Annotated in this window: 1 protein-coding gene; it reads right to left on the bottom strand. The window is 46.8% G+C overall.

Annotation, left to right across the window (positions count from 1 at the left end):
* The coding region (locus MO867_RS22615; protein ID WP_252473374.1) for a P2 family phage major capsid protein at nt 1-455 on the bottom strand (455 nt) is incomplete at both ends.

Genomic DNA, 455 nt, shown 5'->3' with positions numbered 1-455 from the left:
CGTAGCTTTTGCAGCCAACCTTTATTAACGTCTTCACCGTTCGGATAGGTTGTACTATTGGTTTTTGTTGCTGCGTGGGTACCCATCCAACCTACGCGGATACGGGCCAGCCCAATTGCTCTACGCACCCAGCTTCCATACCGTTTTTGAAAATCGGGGAACTTTGCCCAGGAATCAATGGTTACATATCGGATATGGGTATCGTATTCAGTTGGGAATAGTTCATACCCTTTACTGCCAAGTGTCCAAACTTCACTTGTTTGGCGGTCTTCATTATCGGTATCAGTGCGCTTAGGTAGCAGTCCGGTAACAGAGCCAAGAACTTTTTCCCCTTTTATTTCATCGACGGGGACAACATTGATACGCTGAAGAAATTCATCGCTTTCTGTGATTGCGTCTTGTAGCTCCTGGCCTACTGAAGGTTCGACGCTGAACTTTTCTGCAACACTTGCGAC

It is taken from the genome of Microbulbifer okhotskensis, from assembly GCF_023895975.1.
GTDB classification, from domain to species: domain Bacteria; phylum Pseudomonadota; class Gammaproteobacteria; order Pseudomonadales; family Cellvibrionaceae; genus Microbulbifer; species Microbulbifer okhotskensis.
Note: the sequence above shows the minus strand (reverse complement) of the source record. Positions and strands in the feature narration are given on the sequence as shown.